The following is a 15476-nucleotide window of genomic DNA, read 5'->3' on the forward strand; positions in this document are numbered from 1 at the left end:
CAGGACGCGCCAAGGCGGGCCCCCGCATCGGGGACCCGCCAACGGCACGGCAGGACCGGCGTTCCGGCCTGCCGGATTGACGATTACTGCTGCCAGTTGTGCGTGCTGTACCGGTCGTTGTCGATGCGGTTCAAGACAGGCAGGCCGGTGCCCGAATCCTTCACCTGCATGTCGATGTAGGCCTGGAACACATCCGCGTCCAGCACACCGATGTCCGAGCGGCGCTCGGCCGGCACGTTGGCCAGCGTCGTGTAGCCGTCGCCGCCGGTGGCATTGAAGCTCAGCACGAACAGGCGATAGGTGCGCGCATTATCCAGCGGCAGCCACGTACTGGTGGCCTGGTCCAAGTACTGGAAATTGCTGGCGCGGCTGCCCTTGGCGTTGGACGCGGTCACATCCCAACGCAGGCCGGCCGCGTAGGGGTAAGGACCGTCCTTGCCGCCCGGCTTGTACGTCGCGTCCAGGCCATCCTCGATCATGGACTTGACCTCGTTGGCGGTCAGATCCAGGCGCCACAGCATGTTGCCGAACGGCACGACGGCGATCACGTCGGCCGCCGTCACGGTGCCGTTCAGCGCGCGGCGCACACCGCCACCGCTTTGCAGGGTCATGTCGGCGCCGCCGTACTCGGCATTGGCCACGTCCAGATAGGCTTGCGCCACCAACTGCTGGATGTCGCCGCCGCGCAGGGCGACGTTGCCTTCGCTCTCGCAAGCGGGGCTGGCTGCATTGCTGGCGGGCGTGGGACCCGGAATGCGGCGGAAGCACAGTTCCAGCGGCACCTGCGCGACGTTGGTCTTGCTGAAGCTGTCGATCTTGGCCTTGAAAGGTTGCAGCACCGACAATGCGGCGGCGTCCGGCGTCTGTTCGCGCAGGAAGCCGCTGGCCGCGACCCCGGCGTTGAAGGCGGCGCGATCGGCATCGGAGGCCGCAACCAGGGCGCTGCCCGACTTGACGCGGTAGTCGGTGTCGATCAGCACGTGCGGCGTGCCGGCGCAGTTCGTCACGTCGCCGTTGGCGTCGAAGCTGACCTTCAGTTCACCCACGACTTGCGAGTATTCCCACGCCTGCACCAGGCAGACGGGCTTGCCGTCCTTGTCGGCCAGACGGGTCGGATAGGCGCCGCCCGGCGTGCCCACGGCCATCGTCTTCATCGCGTCCGGACCCAGCAGCGTGTGCGAATCGCCGCCCACCACCACGTCCACGCCGCTCAGCTTGGCAATGACTTCCTTGTCGTAGCCGTAGCCGATGTGGCTCAGCAGGATCACTTTGTTGACGCCATTGGCGCGCAGGGCGTCGATCTGCGCCTGCGCGGCCACGGTTTCGTCGGTGAACGTCGTGTCCGCGTTGGGGCTGGACGATTCCTTGGTCTTGCTGGCGATCGTCAGGCCGACGATGCCGATCTTCTGGGCATCGCGTTCCACCACGATGGCGGGCTTGATCAGGTCGGTGCCCTTGAGCGGCGAGCTCGCGCCGAAGTTGACGTTCGCGCTCAGGACCGGCGTCTGGCAGGCGCCGGCGTGCAGGAAGTCGACAAAGCGCTTCAGGCCATCGTCGCCCTTGTCGAACTCGTGGTTGCCCACGGCCATGGCGTCAAAGCAGACCGTGTTCATCAGCGCGGCATCGGCCTCGCCCGGCTCGCCGGCGCGGTTGAAGTACAGCGTGCCGGTCTGCGCGTCGCCCGCGTGCAGCTTCAGCACGTTCGGCGAATTCGCGGCCAACTGGTCGATGGCGGCCTTCACGCGCGGCATGCCGGCGGCGGACACGGTCACTTCGGTATCGGCGCCCGCCGCGTTCTTCAGGGTCAGCGTCCGGTCCTTGCCGTCCAGCGTGGAGTGATGGTCATTGATGTGGAGGATCGTCAGCTCAAGCGGACGCGCCTGCACGGGAGGTTCGGTAACGGGCGGCGTTTCGGGGTCGCTGGTGTTGTCGTTGTCGTTGTCGCCGCCGCAGCCGGCAATCAACGCCATCGCGCTCATCATTGCGCAGGCCAGCGCATTCCGATTCCAGTGCTTCATGTTCCTTTTTCCCGTGGAGGCTATTCGAGGCCCGCATTCTGTTTGCCGCGTATGACGCAACGATGAATGCGAGCTGAAAACCTTCCGCGCAAGAAAATGGTCGATTTTTCGCGTCTGGACATGCTTTTGACGCGTAGCTGGTGTAACGGCAGTGGCTATTCGCAAACACGGACAGGCCGCATCCGGCCGGCCGTGTGCGCATCTGAAAACACATCCCGCACTGGAAAAACGAAGGTTCGTGCGATAAATTCATACATCGGAACAATCAGTTACATATTCATCTTCCGAAACTTTTCAGGCAAGTCACACTTCGAAAACTGGTTCTTCCACCGGCGCTTCCGGCAATGTGGCGCCGGTTTCGCTGTAAGGCATAACAGACCGCTTTGAATGGGCGACACCATCCGCTGCGTCACCCGCAATGGCGGCGCAGCAAGGTGGTGGACAGTTCCGCGGCTTGCCCGCGCAACGCCGGGGGAACCAGACGGCGCAGCACAAGGAGAAACAGAAAGGAGGCTGTAGATGAAATGCCCCCCACCTTTGCCGACCGAAACCGAGAGGCTGCGCGCCCTGTCGGAATACGGACTGGATCCGCAGCGTCCGCTGCCCAGCCTGGACCCGGTCGTGCGCATTGCATCGCGCATGTTCAACATGCCGGTGTCGGCCATCAACATGGTCGGCAGCGAGCATGTGTTTTTCGCGGCCAGCATCGGCGTCGGCGACACCGACATGCGCCGTGACGTCTCTTTCTGCGCCCATGCGGTCTTGCAGGACGACGTCATGGTCGTGCCAGATGCGCGCCTGGACGAACGCTTCCACGACAATCCGCTCGTCGCGGGCCCTGCCGGCATCCGGTTCTATGCCGGCGTTTCCCTGAATTCACCGGACGGCCATCCGCTGGGCGCGCTGTGCGTCATCGACACGGAACCGCACGCCGATTTCAGCGAGGACGACAAGGAACGGCTGCGCGAACTGGCCCGCATGGCGGCCGACCGGCTGGAGTTGCGGCGTGTCGAAGTCAGCGCCGAACGCGCCCGCGAGCGGGCCGAACTGCCTGCGGGCGCACAGAGGACGAAGCGCAGCCCCACCCCACGGCCAGGGGCGGCCCACCCCCACACGCGCCATGACGACGACGCGCGCAAACTCACCAGTTTCGATCCGCTGACAGGCCTTGCGAACCGCGGGGTGTTCTACCGGCGCGTGGAGGAAGTGCTGGCGCATCCGTGTGCCGCCGCCATCCTGATGCTGGATCTGGACGGCTTCAAGGACATCAACGACACGATGGGCCATGCCGTCGGCGACGCGATCCTGCGGGAACTCGCGGCGCGCCTGGACGGCATCGCGGGTCCGTGCGACACGGTGGCCCGCCTGGGCAGCGACGAATTCGCCATCCTGCAGCACGAAGTCGGCGACCTGAAACAGGCAATGGAACTGGCGCAACAGGCGCTGGCGCGCTTCGCCGACCCCATTTCGGTCCAGGGGCAAGAGCTGCGCCTGACGGCGAGCTGCGGCGTGGCTCTGGCCCCGCTGCATGCGCACGAAGCGCTGGAACTGGTGGGCAACGCCGATCTCGCCTTGGTCAAAGCCAAGGCGGTCGGCCGCGGCCGCATCTCTGTCTTCGCCCCCAACCTGCGCCTGGAGGCCGTGGCGCGGCGCCTCTACGGCATGGAGCTGCACCGCGCGGTCGCTAAAGGCGAATTCCAGCTCTTCTATCAGCCGCAGATCAATCTGGCGACGGGCGCACTGACGGGCGCCGAGGCGCTGCTGCGGTGGCGCCATCCCCAACTGGGTCTGCTGGCGCCGGGCGTCTTCCTGCCGTCGCTGGAAGGCGGGCCCTTGGCGGGCACGGTCGGGGCATGGGTGCTGAACGAAGCGTGCAGTCAGGCCGCGTTCTGGCGACGCAGCGGCCTGCACGACTTTCGCATCGCCGTGAACCTTTTTGGCGTGCAATTCCGCGAGGGCGACCTGGCGGCCGAAGTCGCGCAGACACTCGCCCGGCACGGCCTGCCGGCCGAAGCGCTGGAACTGGAGATCACCGAGAACATCGTGCTGAACAGCGACGACACGGTCTTGGAAACGCTGCAGCGCCTGCGCGCCCAAGGCGTAGGCATTTCATTCGACGACTTCGGCACGGGGTATGCCTCGCTGAGCCTTTTAAAGACCCATCCGATCACGCGCATCAAGATCGATCGATCGTTCGTGAGCGGGATACTGGAGTCGAACCAGGACGCCACGGTAGTCCGGGCCATTCTGGATGTGGCGCGCAGCTTTCACCTGAACACCATCGCCGAAGGCATCGAAACGGATGCGCAACGCGAACGGCTGCAGGCCGAGCATTGCGAAGAGGGTCAGGGGTATCTGTTTGGAAAGCCGATGGCGGCGCAGCAGTTTGCGCAGACGTTCGGGATCGAGACGGCGCTGCGGATCATGGCGTGAAGGCCATCGCAGCGCTATCCCCTATCCCAGACCAGCTTGCCATTGGACAGCGTGTCCTCGCCATCCCAGCGGTACGCCACCAGCGGACCGCCGGCTGCGGCCGACCAGTCCAGGCAGGCGAGCTTCCCGCTCTCGATCTTGGGCTGCCCCTTGAACCAATGGTGGCCGATGAACACGGGCGCGCCGGTGATGGGCGTCCGGTTGAAGCCCTCGGGCAACGCCAGACCGCGAATCTGCTCCTCCTGGCCCGCCGGCACCAGGGCGACCTCATGCAGGGCACCGGCCCAATCGCGCCAATTGGCAAGGCGCACGTGGTGATGGCGGTGCCCCTCCTTGTCCTCGATGTAGCGGCCGTCAGGCAGTGCCAATTCCATTCCCGACGTGAGCAGCTTCCTGGCTTGCTCCAGATCAGAGCCCTTTTGATGCGTGGCCACCAGCATGGCGTCATCCAATGACTTGCCCGGAATCCACCCCGCGTCGGTCAACGCATTGACGGCGCGGTCGTCCCAGCACGCATGCGCAACGCGGATGCCGCCCAAGTCCATGCAGGGCGGCAATTGGCGAAACCAGGCAACCCAGGCGGCATGCTCGGAGCTGCCTTCCCCTATCTGATCGATGAAGGCGCCGTGCTGCTTGCGGTTCTTCCGGCACGTCGCCGAGTCGCCGCGATTGGGCCGCAGGAACTCGCCGGGATGGTGAGGGTCTTCGACGGCATAGCCGATGGCGTTGAATTCGTGGTTGCCCATGACGCACAGCGCCTGGCCATCATCCATCATGGCGCGGACGATTTCCAGGACACGCCGCTGCCCCGCGCCGCGATCCACCAGATCGCCCAGGAATATTGCCTGCCGGCCTTGGGGGGCTCTGTAGCCTTTGCCCGCCGGCACATAGCCGAGACAACGCAGCAGCCCCTCGAGCTTCAGGTCTTCTCCGTGGATGTCGCCAATGATGTCGTACATGCGTCTTCCTTCCTGCAATCCCCCTGCCGACTTGCGAGATGCGGCTCGCAGGCTGAGGAGATGAAACCGGAGTACGTTAGCATTGCGGCCAAAATTCCCACAAAGCAAAAAGCCCACCGTTTCCGGTGGGCTTAGCGCTGGGGTACTGCTGGGGGTTACTGCTGCAGTTACTGCCAGAAGTACCGCCAAAGAATTCTGGTGGGCTGTGAGTGGCTCGAACACTCGACCTACGGATTAAGAGTCCGCTGCTCTACCAACTGAGCTAACAGCCCTGCAAGTCACTCACTTTGATCTGCTGCTGCGTTGCCGCTGTAGCGTTTCGTTATGTGCGTGCTGCGAAGAAGAAAGATTATATGGGGCTTTTTTTGTTTGTGCAAGTCGGGTGGCGAAAAAGTTTTAGATACGAGCACATCAGGCCGCGTACCCCCCATCCACCGCCAGACTCGCGCCCGTGACATAGCGGCCTTCCGGTCCTGCCAAGAATGCGACCATCCCCGCAATGTCTTGCGCTTCCCCGTAGTGCGGCAAAGACAATACGGCAATCAGATCAGCCGCGCGGTCTCCATCGGCCGGGTTCATGTCGGTGTCGATGGGACCCGGGTGTACGACGTTCACCGTGATCCCGCGCGGCCCCAGATCGCGCGCCAGGCCTTGCGTCAGTCCGACCAACGCCGACTTGCTGGCGGCATACAGCGCAACACCCGCGCGGCCCGCGCGTGGGGCCAGGCAACTGCCGATGTTGATGATGCGGCTGCCATCCGGCATCGAGCCCTGCGCCGTCTGGATGGCGACGAAAGGCGCGCGCACATTGATGTCCATCGTCCGCTCGTAGTCGTCCAGGCTGGTGTCCGCGACATGCCCAGCCAGAAAAATGCCGGCGTTGTTGACCAGCACGTCGACAGGACCAAGTTCACGGATCGCGTCTTCGACGGCGCGCTTGACCGCGGCGGCGTCCGCGGAATCGGCCTGGATGGCTATCGCGCGACGGCCCTGCGCCGTCAGCTCCTGCGCCAGCGCCCGGGCAGGCTCGGCGGACGATGCGCTGACATAGGTGAAGGCGACATCCGCGCCGTCGGCGGCGAGGCGTCGAACAATGGCGGCGCCGATGCCTCGGCTGCCGCCCGTGACGAACGCCACTTTTCCGTTCAAGTTCTGCATGGGAAACCTCGTTTTGTAGTGATCGGTACAAATATCATCGCCGCGCGCTTGCGGCACGGTCAACAATTTTTTATCGATCAACACAAAATACGCGACGCGAGTAAAATCGCGGGCATGGCTGAACGTGGGCGCCCGCGGAACTTCGACCGTGCCCAGGCCTTGCAAAAGGCCATGGAAGTTTTTTGGTCGAAGGGATATGAAGGGGCATCGCTGACCGATCTGACGGAAGCGATGGGCATCAACTCGCCCAGCCTCTACGGCGCCTTTGGTTCCAAGGAAGGTCTTTTCCGCGAAGCCGTCGAGCTCTACCGCGAGACCGAGGGCGGCTCGGCGCGTCGCGCGCTGCTGGCGGCGCCGACGGCACGCGACGCGGTGCAGGCCATGCTGCTGGCATCGGCCGAACGTTTCACCGCCCCGGGCTTGCCGCCTGGCTGCATGATCGTGCTGGGCGCACCCGCCGGTTGCGACAACCAGCCTGGCGTGGGGAATTTCCTGGGAGACAACCGGCGCGAGATGCAAAGCCGCATCCTCGCCCGTCTGAACGCAGGCGCCGCGCAAGGCGAATTGCCCGCCGGCGCGGACTTGAAGGGGCTGGCCGCGTTCTACACGACGGTGCTGCATGGCATGTCCATCCAGGCGCGCGATGGCGCCAGCCGCAAGACCTTGCAGGCGGTGGCCCGGCAGGCGATGCGCGCGTGGGACGCCCTGATCTGCGACGCCCCGCCGCCGTCCGGCGTGCCACCGGGCCGCGCCCGCAACTGACGGATGCCGTCATGTTCCGCGTCGACCTGCGGCGTCTCATCCTGTGGATCAGCCTGCTGTCGGTCGTCGTGGTGCTTGCGGGCGGCCTGCATGCCAGCTATCTGGTGCAGCGCGATCTGCTGCTGCGCAATGCCATGGACACGAACCGCATCTATGCGTCCAAGCTGGCGCTGACCACCGATGCGCTGCTGAACGACATTCGCCGCTACCTCGCCTACAGCGCCGACGAGCTGGCCGGCATGGAAAGCCGTCCCGCAAGCATGGCCGAGGAAACGCGCCGGCAGGAGCAGCAGTTGGGGCTTTTCAATTCCAGCTTTGTCTCATCACCTCAAGGCAAGGTGCTGGCGGTGTCGCCGTCGTATCCGCAATTGCTGGGACATCAGTTGGTCAGCGACGCGGTCAAGCAGGCGCTTGCCGCCCGGCAGCCGACGATCAGCGAGCCGTTTCAGGCCAGCAACGGCCGCTGGCAGATTCTCTACACCCAGCCGATTTTCTCGCGCGATTTCCGCTATCTCGGCTTCATAGCCGGGTCGCTTTACCTGCACGAGGACAACGTGCTGGATCGTCTGCTGGACCAGCATTTCTACCGCGACGATTCCTTTCTCTACGTCATCGACCGCAAGGGCACGCTGATCTATCACCCCAACAGCGCGCAGCTTGGCAAGCCGGCCCCCGACAACGAAGCCTTTGCCTCGGCGCGGCGTGGCGAGACCGGCGAGCGGCGCTTCATCGACAATGAAGGCCGCGTCATGCTGGCGGGGTTTGCGCCCGTGCCCAGCACCGGCTGGAGCATCATCGCGCAGCGGCCGGTGGACAGCACGCTTGCCCCGCTTTCGGACCTGTTGATGGCCACCGCCCGCAACACCCTGCCCTTGCTGCTGCTATCGGTGGCGCTGATCTGGCTGTTGTCGCGCTGGATCGCGCGCCCGTTGGGGCAGATGGCCAGCATTGCCAAGCGCATGCAGGACCCCGATTCCGCGGACCGTATCCGTGCCGTGCGCTCGTGGTATTTCGAAGCCGCGCAATTGCGGCGCGCGCTGCTGATGGGACTGGCATCGTTTCATCACAAGCTCAGCGACCTGCGCCGCGAAAACACGACCGACACGCTGACTGGCTTGCTGAACCGCCGCGGCATGGATGAGGCGCTGGCGCTGCTGGGCGCCGAAGGCACGCCGGTCGCCATCGTGGCGATCGACATCGATCACTTCAAGCGCATCAATGATCGTTATGGCCACGCGGCGGGCGATCAGGCCTTGCAGGCGCTGGCCGGCGTGATGCGCGAGGGATCGCGCAGCGGTGATGTGCTGACGCGGCCGGGCGGCGAAGAATTCGTGATGCTGCTGCCGGGCGCCGGCATGGCAGCGGCCATCGCGATTGCGCAGCGGCTGCGCGCGCGGCTGGCGACGCCGGCGGTGACGCCGCTACCCGCCCCCCTCACCATCTCGGCCGGCGTGGCGCATTATCCGGAACAGGGCGCGACGCTGGAGGCGGTCTTCGAGCGCGCCGACCAGGCGCTCTACTACGCCAAGAACCATGGCCGCAATGTGGTGTGCGCGGCCGACGAGGCCGCGCCGGATGGCTTTCGACTGATGCCCGGGGGCTGACCGTCACGCGCCGTGGCGGGACGGGGACATCTGCGGTCACGCCGGCCCGCATATTCCTCTCATCTGGGCGGAGTCGGCGCATCCGCCGCCACGCGCCCGCTTACTTCTTGGCCGGCGCCGGCGCCTTGGGCGGCTTGCGCATCTGCTCCAGCAGCGGGCCGCACGCATTCTCGTCGTTGGCGCTGGGCGCGATCAGCGCCAGCAGCCCGGCCGCCGGCGTCAGCAGCACGCCGAGCGCCACCATGCCCGCGCCGCGCGCCGCCAGCGGGGCGACATGCACGCCCACGTCGGGCGATCCGAACGTCCCGCGCACATACAACGGCGAGCGCAGCGAGAAGATGCGGAACCCCTTGCTGTCTGGATCGATGTCCAGGTCCATGGTCTCGTCCTTGAAGTTGGCCGAGCCGGTGATGGTGATCAGCGCGTTGTCGGTGTCGAAAACGAAGATGCGCGGCGTCATCACGCCGTTCTTCAATTCCAGGTCCGCCGCGCCGCAGTTGATCTTCACTTCATCGTCGCCGAACAGCTTGGAGACCACGTAATTGGCGACGTTCAGCCCGGCAAGCTCCATGAGGCTGCGACTGATCACGCCGTCGTTGACCAGCATCTTGACGTCGCCATTCGCCGAGCCCAGCAATGCCGCCACGGAGTTGCCGGTGCCGCTGATCGCGAGGTCGCCGTTCAGCTCGCCCAGCGTCTTCTGCATGGCTTCCGCCGACGGAAAGAGTTGCTTGAGCTGCAGGCGGCGCGCTTGCATGTCGATACGGCCGGTGAGCGGCGCGCGCGAGCCGTCCAGGCGCGCAGTGGCGTTCATGGTGCCGCCCGCCATGCCGAAGCGCAGCGGATCCAGCGTGAGTTTGCCGTCCTGCAGGATGACATGCACCGACAGCTTGGACAGCGGCAGCTTGCTGTCATGGACGATCCGGGCGGCGTCCAGCGAGACATCCGCGTCCATGTCGCGCCAGCGGTCCGTACGGAACTCTTGCGTGGGCAGGACCTTGCCGCCCTTGGGCTTGGCGGGCGCGTCCTTGGATTTATCCACGGCCGACTTCGGCCCACCGCCCGACTGCACGCCGATCAGCGGACCCAGGTCGGCCATTTGCAGGAGCTTGGACGACAGCTTGCCGGTCAGCTTGGGCCTGGGCGCGCCCAGCGCGAAAGTGATATCGCCGTGCAGGTCGCTGTCGCCGACCTTGCCGTTGAAGTTCTTGTAGTCGAACACCGCCCCGCCGGGATTCTGCAGCTTGGCCACCAGATGGCCGTCGGTGCTGTAGGGCGGCGTGTCGGGCAGCGTCACGCCGGTCAACGGATAGAGCTGCGCCATGGACGAGCCGGACAGTTTCAGGTGCAGGTCCAGCGCGCCCAGATTCACAGGATCGGTCAGCGTGCCCGCGACCGATGCGCGCGTACCGCCGATGGACACGTCGGCCTGCAAGGGGAACGGCTGCTTGGGGTCCTTCAGGGCCAGCATGCCGCCGACCTTGCCTTCGCCCTTGGTGGCCAGCCCTTTGTACTTGCCGTCGACCTTCCAGCCGAACACGTAATCGCGCGGCGCCGGGGCCGTGCCGTCCTCGGGCACAAAAGACTTACCCGTTACGTCGGCAAACGGCACGGGCTTGCCCAGCGGGTCGACCAGCACCGTCAGGTCGGCCTTGAGCATTTCGTCGGCATAGCCGACGCGGCCTTTGTCGAATCCGATCTCGTTGATGTCCAGCACCCAGGGCGAGGGCTCGCCCGATTCCGGCAGGGTGAAGACCCAATTGGCGCGGCCGTCGGCCAGCCGTTCCAGGTCGGCGGCCGGCTCCGTCAGCTGGATGTGCCGGATGACGACGTGCTGCGCCAGCAGCGGCAAAGGAGACAGGCTGAATTCCGCGCGCTTGAGCGTGGCGAAATGCGGCGCCTTGCCCCACTCCGTATTGGCGATCGTGATGTCGTTGGCGACCACGCGCGGCCAGGGCACCCAGGACCGCAAGCCGCTTTCGCCGGGCTCGCGTTGCCATCGCACGCTCAAATCGCCGTTGATTGCAAAGGGGCGCCCCATGGCGGCGGTGGCCCGTTCGTTGATCATAGGCTTGGCGCGGTTCCAGTCGAACGTGGCGATCACGATGATCAATACCGCCACCAGCAGGGCAATGCCCCCTACAATCCCGATCGCTATTTTTCTTGTGCGCGTCATGGTTACTATCCTTGGCTTGGCTGCCGGCCGCACACCGCTGGCCGGACTTGCTACCCCAGGGTATCGCGGCCTGTTGCGGCGGTCGGACGGAACGACGCCATAATGTGTGCGGATTTTTCCGGGCGGTCGCGCCGGGCAGTCATGTCAACGGCACGAACGTCCGCGGCGTTGCGCAGCAAGTGCTGTGCCCGGGTGCCGGTACGGCCGTTACAAACAGAGACCACTAGGGCGTGCGAAGAACGGCCTTATCGGACGCCCTTACAGAATTTTTGACGCCGGCGCGGTTCCAATGCCAAATGACCGATTCCGCCCGCGCCGGGTGGTGAAGCAGGACAACCTGGAGGCCCGATGCGGCATTCAACCTTGATTTTCGTGTTGGCGGCGTTTGCGCTGCTGACGCTCAGCCGTCTGGCGCTTGCGCTGTGGCAATGGCAGCGCGTGCGCATTGCCGGCGGTCTCGCGCCCTTGCTGCTGCGGGGACTGCGCATCGACGCGCATCAGATTGCGGTGCTGGCCGCGCTGCCGGCCGTCCTGTCGCCGCTTTTCGGTCACATTCCTTTGGCGGCAAACCTGGCCGCCGGCTGGTATCTGGTGGCGTTCGTGCTGCTGGCGTTCCTGGAAGTGGCGACGCCGCCCTTCATCATCGAATACGACTCCCGCCCCAACCGCCTGTTTGTCGAATACCTGAAGCATCCGCGCGAGGTTTCCGGAATGCTGTGGCGCGGTTACAAGGGCGCGCTGCTGGGCGGGCTGGGCGCGCTGGCGCTCATCGGCTGGGCCGCCTGGACCTTGCTGGGCCACGCGCGTCCCGACGCGCCTTTGACGTGGTGGCAGATGCCGCTTGCCAGCGTGGCGATCCTGGCGGTGGTGATCCTGGCCATACGCGGCACGCTGAGCCACCGTCCGATCAACCCGTCTTCGGTGGCCTATAGCTCCGACGGGATGCTCAATACTCTGGCGTTGAACTCGCTGTACAACGTGTTCTACGCGGTCTACAGCATGAAGAACGAAAAGTCGGCCTCCGCCGTGTATGGCGGCATGGACGACGACAAGATGCACGCCCTGGTGCTGGCGCAGTCCGGACTGCCGTATCCGCCGCCGAACCCCGATTACCCCAGCCTGCACCGCCAGCCGGCCACCCGCAAGACGCATCGCCCGCTCAACCTGGTCATCATTCTTGAAGAAAGCCTGGGCGCGCAGTACAGCGCAGCGCTGGGCGGCGCCAACCTGACGCCGGAACTGGATGCGCTGGCGCGCGACGCCTGGTCCTTCACGCGCGCCTACGCCACCGGCACCCGTTCGGTGCGCGGCCTGGAAGCCGTGACCACCGGCTTTCTTCCCACCCCCGCGCAGGCGGTGCTGAAGCTGCCGCGCTCGCAGCGCGGGTTCTTCTCGCTGGCGGATCTGCTGGGACGCCACGGTTATCACTCGCGCTTCATCTATGGCGGCGAGTCGCACTTCGACAACATGAAGGGCTTCTTCCTGGGCAACGGTTTCAAGCAGATTGTCGACCGGGCCGATTTTGTCGACCCGGCATTCGTCGGCACCTGGGGGGCCTCGGACGAGGACATGTTCAACCAGCTGGACCGCCTGCTGCGCGAAGACGGCGACCTGCCGACCTTCACGCTGGCGTTCAGCGTGTCCAACCACACGCCGTGGGAGTATCCGGCGGGCCGCATCGAGACCGACGGCAATCCCGCCACGGTCGAGAACACGGTGCGCTATGCCGACTGGGCGCTGGGCCGGTTCTTCGAGAAGGCCAAGGCGTCGCCGTATTGGGAGAACACCGTCTTCCTGGTGGCGGCGGACCACGATTCGCGGGTGTTTGGCGCCAGCCTGGTGCCGGTGCGCCACTTTCATATCCCGGCCGTGATCCTGGGCGCCGGCATCGAGGCGCGGCGCGACGACCGCCTGGTCAGCCAGATCGACCTGCCGCCGACGCTGCTGTCGCTGATCGGCGTGGATACCGAGCATCCGATGATCGGGCACGACCTCACGCGCAGCACGCCGGGACGCGCGATCATGCAGTACGACAGCACCTACGGCTATCTGAAGGGCGACGACCTGCTGGTGCTGGCGCCCAACAAGACGGCGGTGCAATACCGCTACACCGCGCCCGAGGACTACGCCCCCGCGCCGCTGAATCCCGAACTGGCGACCGAGGCGCTGGCGCACGCGTTGTGGCCAAGCTGGGCTTACCGCGAGGGGCGTTACAGCCTGCCGGGGCAGGCGCCGGTACAGACCGGGCAGGAGAACGGCCGCGCAGCCTGACGCGGGCCGTTTAATACAAGGCGTCAGCCGGCTGGCCGCACGGGCGGACGCACGGGCGGACGCACAAACGCCTTGCGCTTTTTCTCGATGATGGCGTGGCAATGACAGCCCGGGCTGTGGTCATTGACCATGCCCACGGACTGCATGAAGGCGTAGACCGTGGTGGGCCCCACGAATTTCCAGCCAAGCTTCTTGAGCGCCTTGGACAGGGCTTCGGACTGTTCGGACGTTGACGCGCCGTAGGTGGACCCCTTGGCGGGTGGCGCTTCGAAGCGCCAGAAATACGCGGCCAACGATCCTTCGCGGTCGATCATTTCCAGTGCCCGGGCCGCGTTGTTGATCATGGCTTCGATCTTGCCGCGATGGCGCACGATGCCCGCATCCGCCAGCAGCGCCTGGACTTCCGGTTCGCCAAAGGTTGCAAGCTTGGCGGGATCGAAGTTGGCGAAACCGCGGCGGAAGGCCTCGCGCTTGTTCAGGATGGTGCGCCAGCTGAGGCCGGACTGGAAACCTTCCAGGCAGAGTTGTTCGAACAGCGCGCGATCGTCGCCTTCGGGGCGGCCCCATTCGGTGTCGTGATAGGCCATGTATTCGGCCGACGTGTCCACCCAGCCGCAACGGGCCAGGCCATCTGGAAAATCGGTTTTTGCGGACAAGAAAGCGCTCCTCGGGACTGACAGGGTACCGATGCTACTCCTGCAATGTCCCTGAAAAAAGTCGTAGCGGCCGCAACGCAAATCCAGATAATATTTCCGGCCTTCGGACCTACGCCCATGTCCCTGCCACTGACCTCGCTCGTCTCGTTTGTCTCGCCCGCGGTGCTGGCCGGCGACGACCCGTCCGCCAATCCCTGCCTGGACTGCGGCGCCTGCTGCGCGCATTTTCGCGTGTCGTTTTACGTCGGTGAACTGGCCGGCGAAAACGGCGGCCACGTGCCGCTGGACCTGGTCACCCAGATGAGCCCGCTGCGCGCCTGCATGAAGGGCACGGAAATGGGCGGCGGACGCTGCATTTCACTGCGCGGCGAGCTGGGCACGCCCGGCATCCACTGCGACATCTACGAGAGCCGGCCCACGCCGTGCCGCGAGTTCGACATCTGGATGCCGGACGGCTCGCCCAATCCGGATTGCCAGCGCCTGCGGCTGTCGCTCGGCTTGACGCCGGTACCGCCCCGGCCGGACGCGGAAAACGACCCGGAAGGCCCGTTGCATCCGGACCAGCCTGCCGCCGCCTGACTGCGCTGCCCCCGACTGCGTGGCCCCCTGACTGCGCTGCTCCCTGACTGCGTGGCACGCCTGACCGCGTTCAACCCCTAACCGCGATCCGCCAGATACCGCGTCGGCGTCATGCCGAACGCCGTGCGGAAGCTTCCAATGAACGCGCTGGTGCTTTCATACCCGACCGACAGCGCGGCCTGGGTGACCGATCCGCCCCGGAACAGCATTTCCAGCGCCCGCAGCAGCCGGGCCTGCTGGCGCCACTGCCCCAGCGTGACGCCGGTCTCCTGGCGAAAACGGCGCATCAACGTGCGCGACGACATATTCAGCCGCTGCGCCCATTCGTCAATGCCCGCCGTGTCGTCCGGCGTGTCCAGCAGCGTGTTGGCCAGATCCTGCAGGCGCGGATCGGCTGGCATCGGCAGCGGCGCGGTGGCATCGGATGTGCGCTGCCGCAGTTCCTCCAGCAGCACGTCGAACAACTGCGCCTGATAAGACGGCGTCGCATCCTGCCACCTGCCTTCCGTAAAACGTTCGACCAGCGCCTCGATCAGCCGGGAAGACGGCCACGCCTGGCAGTTCGCCGGCAGGCGCCCGCAGATGTCCGGATGCACGTGCAGGAATGACCCGCGCGCCTCACCGAACCAGCGCGCCCCGTGCTGCACGCCGGGCGGAATCCACCCCAGGCTGCCGGGCAGCACCGTCAGTACGCGCTCGCCCGACTGCACCATCACCAGCCCTTCGTGGACCAGCACCAGCATGCCCTCGGCATGGGTGTGCGCAGGCACGGAAATGCCCTTGGACTCCCGCCGCCTGCGCAGGCTGAACGGCGTCAGCAGGACGTCGGGCAAAGGGGAAGCGGCAGCCGCTTGAAGCAT

Annotated in this window: 11 protein-coding genes and 1 tRNA gene; 5 read left to right on the forward strand and 7 right to left on the reverse strand. The window is 65.6% G+C overall.

The genetic code is table 11. The features are described 5' to 3' along the window. Nucleotides 1-83 precede the first annotated feature (83 nt). Nucleotides 84-2018 (reverse strand): bifunctional UDP-sugar hydrolase/5'-nucleotidase, encoded by a 1935-nt coding sequence (locus MHZ91_RS18945; protein WP_239215196.1) that lies wholly within the window; start codon nt 2016-2018, stop codon nt 84-86. A gap of 519 nt (nt 2019-2537) precedes the next feature. Between MHZ91_RS18945 and MHZ91_RS18950 the strand changes: the two genes are divergently transcribed. Next, on the forward strand, nt 2538-4451 hold the full coding sequence (locus tag MHZ91_RS18950; protein WP_239215198.1) for a bifunctional diguanylate cyclase/phosphodiesterase: 1914 nt from the start codon (nt 2538-2540) through the stop codon (nt 4449-4451). A 14-nt stretch (nt 4452-4465) separates the two neighbouring features. Here the strand turns inward: MHZ91_RS18950 and MHZ91_RS18955 are convergent, their stop codons facing one another. From MHZ91_RS18955 to MHZ91_RS18965, 3 genes are all read right to left on the reverse strand, one after another. Further along, a complete protein-coding gene (locus MHZ91_RS18955; protein WP_239215200.1) occupies nt 4466-5410 on the reverse strand; it encodes a metallophosphoesterase in 945 nt (314 codons plus the stop codon). Between the two features lie 196 nt (nt 5411-5606). After that, a tRNA-Lys gene (locus tag MHZ91_RS18960) sits at nt 5607-5682 on the reverse strand. A gap of 139 nt (nt 5683-5821) precedes the next feature. Continuing rightward, nucleotides 5822-6568: a 3-oxoacyl-ACP reductase family protein gene (locus MHZ91_RS18965; RefSeq protein ID WP_239215202.1), complete on the reverse strand. Its 747-nt coding sequence runs from the start codon at nt 6566-6568 to the stop codon at nt 5822-5824. Between the two features lie 114 nt (nt 6569-6682). On the opposite strand from MHZ91_RS18965, the gene MHZ91_RS18970 reads away from it, so the two are divergent. After that, complete coding sequence (locus MHZ91_RS18970) at nt 6683-7330, forward strand: TetR/AcrR family transcriptional regulator (protein ID WP_175125552.1); 648 nt, start codon at nt 6683-6685, stop codon at nt 7328-7330. Nucleotides 7331-7341: 11 nt separating this feature from the next. Continuing rightward, nucleotides 7342-8934: a sensor domain-containing diguanylate cyclase gene (locus MHZ91_RS18975; RefSeq protein ID WP_239215204.1), complete on the forward strand. Its 1593-nt coding sequence runs from the start codon at nt 7342-7344 to the stop codon at nt 8932-8934. Between the two features lie 100 nt (nt 8935-9034). On the opposite strand, the gene MHZ91_RS18980 is transcribed toward MHZ91_RS18975, so the two are convergent. After that, the gene (locus MHZ91_RS18980) at nt 9035-11110 is read right to left on the reverse strand and encodes an AsmA family protein (RefSeq protein ID WP_239215206.1); all 2076 of its coding nucleotides are present in this window, start codon (nt 11108-11110) and stop codon (nt 9035-9037) included. A 348-nt stretch (nt 11111-11458) separates the two neighbouring features. Between MHZ91_RS18980 and MHZ91_RS18985 the strand changes: the two genes are divergently transcribed. Continuing rightward, a complete protein-coding gene (locus tag MHZ91_RS18985) occupies nt 11459-13381 on the forward strand; it encodes an LTA synthase family protein (protein WP_239215208.1) in 1923 nt (640 codons plus the stop codon). Between the two features lie 23 nt (nt 13382-13404). Here MHZ91_RS18985 and MHZ91_RS18990 read toward each other — a convergent pair whose 3' ends face one another. After that, nucleotides 13405-14037 carry a DNA-3-methyladenine glycosylase I gene (locus tag MHZ91_RS18990; protein ID WP_239215210.1) on the reverse strand — a complete coding sequence of 211 codons (633 nt, stop codon included), beginning with the start codon at nt 14035-14037 and terminating at the stop codon, nt 13405-13407. Nucleotides 14038-14154: 117 nt separating this feature from the next. Between MHZ91_RS18990 and MHZ91_RS18995 the strand changes: the two genes are divergently transcribed. Continuing rightward, nucleotides 14155-14616 (forward strand): YkgJ family cysteine cluster protein, encoded by a 462-nt coding sequence (locus MHZ91_RS18995; RefSeq protein ID WP_239215211.1) that lies wholly within the window; start codon nt 14155-14157, stop codon nt 14614-14616. Nucleotides 14617-14693: 77 nt separating this feature from the next. Here the strand turns inward: MHZ91_RS18995 and MHZ91_RS19000 are convergent, their stop codons facing one another. Continuing rightward, entirely contained in the window at nt 14694-15476 is a 783-nt protein-coding gene (locus MHZ91_RS19000; protein WP_239215212.1) for an AraC family transcriptional regulator, read from the reverse strand.

The organism is Achromobacter sp. ACRQX (assembly GCF_022346505.1).
GTDB lineage: Bacteria > Pseudomonadota > Gammaproteobacteria > Burkholderiales > Burkholderiaceae_B > Achromobacter > Achromobacter animicus.

Bases quoted from the DNA above. Each gene is read 5' to 3' on its own strand.
- MHZ91_RS18945 (WP_239215196.1), bottom strand. From the start codon at position 2,018: ATGAAGCACTGGAATCGGAATGCGCTGGCCTGCGCAATGATGAGCGCG.
- MHZ91_RS18950 (WP_239215198.1), top strand. From the start codon at position 2,538: ATGAAATGCCCCCCACCTTTGCCGACCGAAACCGAGAGGCTGCGCGCC.
- MHZ91_RS18955 (WP_239215200.1), bottom strand. From the start codon at position 5,410: ATGTACGACATCATTGGCGACATCCACGGAGAAGACCTGAAGCTCGAG.
- MHZ91_RS18965 (WP_239215202.1), bottom strand. From the start codon at position 6,568: ATGCAGAACTTGAACGGAAAAGTGGCGTTCGTCACGGGCGGCAGCCGA.
- MHZ91_RS18970 (WP_175125552.1), top strand. From the start codon at position 6,683: ATGGCTGAACGTGGGCGCCCGCGGAACTTCGACCGTGCCCAGGCCTTG.
- MHZ91_RS18975 (WP_239215204.1), top strand. From the start codon at position 7,342: ATGTTCCGCGTCGACCTGCGGCGTCTCATCCTGTGGATCAGCCTGCTG.
- MHZ91_RS18980 (WP_239215206.1), bottom strand. From the start codon at position 11,110: ATGACGCGCACAAGAAAAATAGCGATCGGGATTGTAGGGGGCATTGCC.
- MHZ91_RS18985 (WP_239215208.1), top strand. From the start codon at position 11,459: ATGCGGCATTCAACCTTGATTTTCGTGTTGGCGGCGTTTGCGCTGCTG.
- MHZ91_RS18995 (WP_239215211.1), top strand. From the start codon at position 14,155: ATGTCCCTGCCACTGACCTCGCTCGTCTCGTTTGTCTCGCCCGCGGTG.
- MHZ91_RS19000 (WP_239215212.1), bottom strand. From the start codon at position 15,476: ATGCTTCAAGCGGCTGCCGCTTCCCCTTTGCCCGACGTCCTGCTGACG.